Origin of the sequence: Nostoc sp. (assembly GCF_036917655.1) — a bacterium.
GTDB lineage: Bacteria > Cyanobacteriota > Cyanobacteriia > Cyanobacteriales > Nostocaceae > Nostoc.
This window is the reverse complement of sequence record NZ_JBALCY010000031.1, coordinates 43,894-50,115: the sequence shown is the minus strand read 5'-3', so window position 1 is coordinate 50,115 and position 6,222 is coordinate 43,894. Positions and strand designations below refer to the sequence as shown.

The following is a 6,222-nucleotide window of genomic DNA, read 5'->3' as shown; positions in this document are numbered from 1 at the left end:
GATTCCAAGTTCCATTCATCTGGCAGAACAGTGGTAGCGGGGTTGCTGTATGTAGTAATTGCCAGTTCTGTAGAAACAGCGATCGCTTCATCTAAGGTAACTGTGGGTTCTGCTGGGGCAGTAGATTCCAAGTTCCATTCATCTGGCACAACAATGGTATCGGGGTTGCTGTATGTAGTAATTGCCAGTTCTGTAGAAACAGCGATCGCTTCATCTAACGTAATTGCGGGTTCTGCTGGGGTAATAGATTCCAAGTTCCATTCATCTGGCAGAACAGTGGTAGCGGGGTTGCTGTATGTAGTAATTGCCAGTTCTGTAGAAACAGCGATCGCTTCATCTAAGGTAACTGTGGGTTCTGCTGGGGCAGTAGATTCCAAGTTTCCAGATACAGTATTTGGCTGATCAGGTGAATTTGATTCTACATTCTCCCCCTGTCCCCCCTGCTCCCCTTGCTCACCTTCTGCTTCCTGGGACAATACTTGAAGTTGGACACCGTATTGCCAAGATTTACCAAACAGATCCGACATTAAATCGCCGCAACAGCGCAACTCCCAAACTCCTTGCTGGAAGTAGGTAAAAGGAATTACCGCTATTAAGCCTTCTGAGTTAGTGCGACGCGATCGCTTGAAAATTCGCCGCGTTGGTTGAACTTCCTGGGTTGAAGAGTGAGTTACCCGCACTTCCACGTTTGTATTCGGAAGGTTAGAACGAGCCAAAACTCTATACTGCCCTTCCAAAATTTCCAAATTTGGCGATTCTAGGATATGCCACGAGCGAGCGCCTTGTTTCTGTATCAGAAATTGCCAGTGTTCCATTGTGAGTGATGCCCAGACCGACGAGCCGCACAGTTATATTGTGTATTACCTTGCTTGCAAGTTTACCTCAGTATTTTATAAATGCATCACTTAAATGGCTATCAAGTTAACTCAGTTTTACTTACTTTAATTTTCGCACTTTAACTAGTCGCGTCAAGGGAATTTCAATGGGTCGCCGTGTTGCTTGTGCGTAAAGCTTTTGTTGTTTCCTAAATATTAAGTTTGAAACTCTCCAGTGCTAAATTAACAGGGATGCGATGAATACCGTTGGTAGTCTCTGCTCAACCTTAGTGCGAAGAATTTTGTATTATATTTTACTAAGATGTCCAATTTGCAATAGACACAACATACAATAAATTAACATTCACTTGACAATTTTTATTGAATTGTGATTGACCACATTTTTGCTACAAAGAGGTAGGATGTGGCTCTTAGTGGACTCTGCGATCGCCCACACCGGGCGCAAAGCGCCATCGCAAATCACAACACTTAACAAAAGCAAAATGCGCTCAACCTACCTGAAGCGGTTCAAAAGACCTCTTGCATAAATCAAAAATTAAGAACCCCACCCCCAACCCCTCCCGAAGAGCGGGGAGGGGTTGGGGGTGTGGTGTTAGGGACTTTTGCAAGAGGTCTAAAGAGCCACAGATGAAGCGTGTCCTCACCTGAGTGAAATGTGGGTGACAATGAGGATTTACAGGAGGGATTCGATGCTAGTCATTTTAATGGACGAGCAAATCCTTGCCCCTGAGCAAGTTTGCCAGTCTTGTTTACTCGCTGACGGGAGCGGTCAACCCCGTTGGCGTGGAGGTCAACTGCGCTGTGGTCAAGCCATTCGCAAACTTACTCAACAGCAGCCAGACCAGTATGAGTGTATGATGGGCTTTCGCATCGCCTATATAGAATAGTTGAATTTGCCAGCAAGACCAGGCAACTGCGTTATCCTAAGCTCAAGTAACTATAGAAATTTAACCACAGGAGAACGCATAATGTCTTGGCGCGGGTCTACAACGGTTTCAGATCGGATTTTTGCTTGCTTGCCTTACTTGCTTCCTCTAATTGAGGTTTTTGTATTTGGTAGATATTTGCTCTCAGAGTTTCCACCGCTACAACTGCTGTTTCTGCCGCTTCTGCCATTGTTGAGAATTTACTACGGCGTGCGTTATGCAGGAATGATTATTTTCTTTGCTTTATTTTTGCTGGTAGTCAGAAACGAAAAAATTAGTCACTTTATTCGTTTCAACACCATGCAAGCAATCCTTTTGGACATCATTATCTTTTTGTTTAGCATCCTGACTGATGTTGTGGGACTAGTTCCCGTTGGTGGTTTTGCAATCCAAACCTTATCCACCACGATTTTTATTGGCATCGTGGGAGCAGTTGCATATTCAGTCATCCAGTCTGTAAGCGGGCGTTATGCGGAAATTCCGGCGATTTCTGATGCAGTGTATATGCAAGTGCGTTAGAAGTTAACGGGCCACTACGATGTTTTCCAGGCGACCAATACCTTCAATTTCTACGCGGACCCGATCGCCTGGATGCAATGGACTTACACCCTCCGGCGTACCCGTAAGCACCAAATCACCGGGTAGTAGCGTCATAATCTGACTGATATAGGAAACTAAAACATCGGGGGAAAACACCATCTGATCGATACAGGCAGATTGGACTGGATTGGCGTCGTCATTCAAAAAAGTCTGCAATCTCGCTCCTGGATTTAATTCCCGCACAATCCAAGGCCCCAAGGGACAGAAAGTATCAAAACCTTTGGCTCGTGTCCATTGACCATCCCGTTTTTGTAAATCCCGCGCTGTTACGTCATTGGCAATGGTGTAGCCCCAAATTTTGGTTTGGGCTACCTCTGGTGTACATTCAAATGCGTAATCGCCAATCACTAATGCTAACTCTCCTTCGTAGTCAACTCTTTCTGACTGGGGAGGATACTTAATTTCCCTCTCAGACGGAATGATAGACGTAGGTGGCTTGAGAAAGATTAGTGGCTCAGAAGGGACTGGAGTTCCCATTTCGGCTGCATGATCTGCATAATTCTTACCCACCGCCACAATTTTTGAGGGAGCGCAGGGAGCCAGAATTTGGTAATTTTCTGGTGTCAAAGTTAAATCAGTGGCTTGTCCTTGTAACCAGGGCGGAGCATCTAGCACCTGGACGTTGAGGGATAGTTGTAGTATCCCATAGTAAATCTGTCCTTCTTGATTTTGAATTCGCACATAGCGCTGCGCCATAACCTTGATGAATATCCTTTTATCTGCGATTAGAAACTGTGAGCGGGTAGCAATTCTCAGTTAGCTTTTTAGCAAACCGATTGAGCCTTGAGCAAAAAAGCGATCGCTATAAATGCCCTTAGGGAAAGATACCCCTTGGCGAAGCTGATAGCTTAATTAATCTTGCTAAAGAAATATCGGGGTCGTATCCCGACCTAGTTTTCATAATTGGACATCCAAAAAATCCAAACTTCGGCGATTTGGCTAATGATTCAAATTGAAAACTGGTAAGATTATAGTTCCTTGTTGCTTCAGATGTTGATTAATACTGATATTTTAAATCTAAATCAGGTATAAATTAACATCAGCAGCCATTTTTGTCCATGAGGAAACTGAAAAATATGACTACAAATTACGAAACAATGTACATTCTCCGTCCTGACCTGGGAGACGAACAGGCAGAGCAAGCAATTACTAAATATCAGAATTTGCTTCGCGACCAAGGCGCCCAGGATATCCATATTCAAAATCGTGGTAAGCGTCGTCTCGCTTATGAAATCAAAAAACACCGCGATGGTATCTACATCCAATTAAACTACAGTGCGCCTGCAACTGCGATCGCCCCCTTTGAACGCGCCATGCGCTTGAGTGAAGAAGTGATTCGCTATCTGACAGTTAAGCAGGATATTGCAGAGGAAAAACCTCCTAAAGAAGAAAAGGAAAAGCCCACTAAAGTAGCTGCAACGGTCTAAGGGACTAGGGACTAGGGACTAAGGACTAGGCAGATAAGGAAGAGTTTTTCTAATCCCCAGTACCCAGTACCCAATCCCCAATCCCCAATCCCCAATCAGTAAAATTTTGTCTTTTTCTTTTTTAGTGACTTGTCTGGGAATGCTAAATTAACAAATACTTGCCAAAGGTAGTACTTCCGCAGTTATACCTAAGAGTGGACAAGATTCTGAATGGGAGCTGTAAGCTACTGTGAACCAATCTGATACACCCAATATTCAAGTTCTCTCTACGGAAGTATCGCAGCTACGCCAAGAGTTGCAACTTCGCGATCAACTAGTGCAACAACTATCTCAAGAACTCTTCCGGCTGGTAAAGGGTAACACTAGTTTTATGCCCCAGCAGCCGGAGCTTGAGCGCGATCTGACCCAGTTACAGGCTTTGCAAGAACAACTCCAAGCTGTGGAGCAGCAGGTGGCGTTCTACCAAGAGCAAATTACAACTCGTGACTCCGAAATTTACCAATTGCGACAGTCAGTTCAAGAACTCACCGATCGCAGTCGCATGTTGGAGCAAGTAGTACAAGAGTTGCCTCAAATTTACCGTCGGAAGTTTGAGGAGCGGATGACGCCAGTGAGAGAAAAGGTAGCAATGCTACAACGGGAAAACCGCCAACTACAAGCAGAACTGCAAAGTGTGAGTTACCGTTTAGCACTCAAAACTCGCAATGCTAGTCACAGCGGCATTGATTTGCCAAATTTTCCCCGCCCAGCATCGGAACAAACTAATATTTCGACTCCCCAAAATGCCTAAAATTACCATTATGGTGGAATCGAAGAGGTAAGAAATTAGTGCGGGAAAGGATCTTGGACACATCCAAGTAGTACATCAAGGCAAAAATAACTATAAAGTTAGAAATAACGCAAAGGCTGATATTCTAACCTTTCTTACCTCCTGCCTCCTTGAACTAGTTACCTCGGATATAGAACAATTAGCTCAGAGTAATTTGAAAAGTCCTGTCTTTGAGAAGCTAGGGAGTGTCACAAAGAATTGCATTGTTTTGACCAATTCTGGTCATTTACTAACCCAAGTTGCTAGTTATGAGGGAGAGCGATGCCTGCGGCGGGCTACGCCTACGCTGGATGTCAGTTAAGCAACAAAATCCCCTCCAGTCGGAAAATTTGGAGGGGTATATGCGTTTAGAAAATAATTACCATTTATACTATCACTGACGACCTGTTGAAGGCGATGTCTGGTGACAAGCCCTCCGGGTGCGCCAGTCGCTCATGGGGAAGACCCCCTGACGCTCGCGGACTCGCTCTAAGCGAAGCCATGCCATTGGTGCAGCCTCTCTAAGAGTTGGCTTTACGCTGCGCTATGCGCGGCATCGTCTCCCCTTCTCCCTTTGCTACGGTGTACACACAAGTCCTAAAAACCTAGCTTGATAAAACTTTCTTCGTTTCCTCGTTCCCAGTCTTCGACTGGGAATGCATTCATTGAGTCAGAGACTCAATATCTGACTGGAGGCAGCAGCCCCTAATCAGGCATTCCTAGCTTTGCATGGGAACGAGATAAACGAGAGAATAATGGGAAATTGAGCTTTTTTCGACTTGTGTGTACACCGTAGTTCTCCCTTTGGGAGAGGCTAGAGCCAAGGGAGAAGACCGCGCTGGCCTATCTCTTTGGGTCTACGGGCATGATGAAGATTGTCGTCTGAACTTTCGGTGATGCGGAAATTATTACAACGTGATAATTGCGGCAATGTTTTTTGATGGGAATCAGATTAAGGCTTAGATCCTGATAATACTAGCGACGACTACTTCGTTTACACTCCTAATGCCAACTACAAAGGCACTGACAGCTTTATTTACACTGTTAGTGACGGTAATGACGGCAGCAGCCCAATGAGAAGCATTTCCAGCCAGAAGCTCTTAACGAGGTTTTAAAGGGGTTTGGGCTTAAGTTGACACTCATGACAGATGTACGCCCTTACCAACGTATCTGTAGCAGGAATGTGGTGAAATGGTATGACTTTTCACAGGATGTGCAATCAAAAAAATGGTGCGCGAATTTAAGTATTAAAACGGAAACAACATAAATTCACTTACTGAAATTCCGCAATTGCCACCAAGACAAGTGCAAAAACCCAGTGTAGTCTTTAACTAGAAAAACAGTATCAGGCAGTTGCTAGACAAAATGCCAACTATTGCCACTAAACTTTTATAATATTTTGTTGTTCTTATGACTCCAAAACACACCAAAACTAAATTTCCCCTTTGGCAGTATCTGAACCAGCCTTTATTTAGTCGCGATCCTAAATTAGTATTGAATCCTCAACGCTTTGCATTGATCTGGCGTCTTCAACTTCTAGAACGCTGCTGGACTAAAGAATGTGACGCCAAAGGGCCTCAACAGCATTAGATATCTGAAAAGCTGCTGCACTCAACTAAAAGGTA

At 44.4% G+C, this 6,222-nt stretch carries 6 protein-coding genes and 2 pseudogenes; 6 read left to right on the top strand and 2 right to left on the bottom strand.

Annotated elements, in window-relative coordinates; translation table 11 throughout:
- Positions 1-815 (bottom strand): annotated as a pseudogene (locus tag V7K30_RS13670) (hypothetical protein); the annotation flags it as partial.
- A gap of 710 nt (positions 816-1,525) precedes the next feature.
- Here V7K30_RS13670 and V7K30_RS13665 point away from each other — a divergent pair.
- Positions 1,526-1,723: a hypothetical protein gene (locus tag V7K30_RS13665; protein WP_334691554.1), complete on the top strand. Its 198-nt coding sequence runs from the start codon at positions 1,526-1,528 to the stop codon at positions 1,721-1,723.
- Positions 1,724-1,804: 81 nt separating this feature from the next.
- Entirely contained in the window at positions 1,805-2,281 is a 477-nt protein-coding gene (locus tag V7K30_RS13660) for a Tic20 family protein (RefSeq protein ID WP_334999943.1), read from the top strand.
- A 3-nt stretch (positions 2,282-2,284) separates the two neighbouring features.
- Here V7K30_RS13660 and V7K30_RS13655 read toward each other — a convergent pair whose 3' ends face one another.
- Entirely contained in the window at positions 2,285-3,058 is a 774-nt protein-coding gene (locus V7K30_RS13655; protein WP_334999941.1) for a fumarylacetoacetate hydrolase family protein, read from the bottom strand.
- Positions 3,059-3,438: 380 nt separating this feature from the next.
- Between V7K30_RS13655 and rpsF the strand changes: the two genes are divergently transcribed.
- The 4 genes and pseudogenes from rpsF to V7K30_RS13640 all read left to right on the top strand — a co-directional run bounded on the left by rpsF (position 3,439) and on the right by V7K30_RS13640 (position 6,187).
- Positions 3,439-3,789: a 30S ribosomal protein S6 gene (gene rpsF / locus V7K30_RS13650; RefSeq protein ID WP_334999939.1), complete on the top strand. Its 351-nt coding sequence runs from the start codon at positions 3,439-3,441 to the stop codon at positions 3,787-3,789.
- A 229-nt stretch (positions 3,790-4,018) separates the two neighbouring features.
- Positions 4,019-4,579, top strand: coding sequence for an Npun_F5560 family protein (locus V7K30_RS13645; protein WP_334999937.1), 561 nt, complete (start codon positions 4,019-4,021; stop codon positions 4,577-4,579).
- 1,007 nt (positions 4,580-5,586) lie between these two features.
- A pseudogene (locus V7K30_RS34235) lies at positions 5,587-5,712 on the top strand (Ig-like domain-containing protein); the annotation flags it as partial.
- Between the two features lie 295 nt (positions 5,713-6,007).
- Entirely contained in the window at positions 6,008-6,187 is a 180-nt protein-coding gene (locus V7K30_RS13640) for a hypothetical protein (protein ID WP_334999935.1), read from the top strand.
- Positions 6,188-6,222 lie beyond the last annotated feature (35 nt).